Origin of the sequence: Pseudoalteromonas ulvae UL12 (genome assembly GCF_014925405.1) — a bacterium.
GTDB lineage: Bacteria > Pseudomonadota > Gammaproteobacteria > Enterobacterales > Alteromonadaceae > Pseudoalteromonas > Pseudoalteromonas ulvae.
Genome location: NZ_AQHJ01000001.1, coordinates 1 through 551, shown reverse-complemented (window position 1 = coordinate 551; position 551 = coordinate 1). Strand labels below are relative to the sequence as shown.

Annotated in this window: 1 protein-coding gene; it reads left to right on the top strand. The window is 45.0% G+C overall.

Translation table 11 applies throughout. From position 1 onward, the window contains the following. The coding region (wecB, locus tag PULV_RS00005; RefSeq protein ID WP_193330560.1) for a non-hydrolyzing UDP-N-acetylglucosamine 2-epimerase at nt 1-551 on the top strand (551 nt) is incomplete at both ends.

The window sequence follows — 551 nt, the reverse complement described above, 5'->3', positions numbered from 1 at the left end:
GAGGGCAACCGTAAGCTGACAGGCGCAATCACCAAATTACATTTTGCTCCAACCGAAACCTCACAGCAAAACTTATTAAACGAAGCGATTAATGGCGATGATATTGTCATTACTGGCAACACGGTGATTGATGCATTGTTGCAAGTGGTTGATAAAGTACAAAACGACACGGATTTAATCAGTACCCTTAAGGCAAAATTTCCTGAGCTTGACGAGAATAAAAAACTGATTTTAGTAACCGGCCACCGCCGCGAAAGCTTTGGCGGCGGGTTTGAGCGCATTTGTGAAGCACTGGCTGATATTGCCACCGCGCACCCAGAGGCACAAATTCTTTACCCAATGCATTTAAATCCTAATGTACGCGAGCCAGTTAATCGTATCTTAAAAGATGTAAACAACGTTCACTTAATTGAGCCGCAAGAATATTTACCGTTTGTGTATTTAATGAATCAAGCGCACATTATTGTCACGGATTCTGGCGGCGTCCAAGAAGAAGCCCCCAGCCTAGGTAAACCGGTACTGGTGATGCGCGATACCACAGAGCGCCCAGA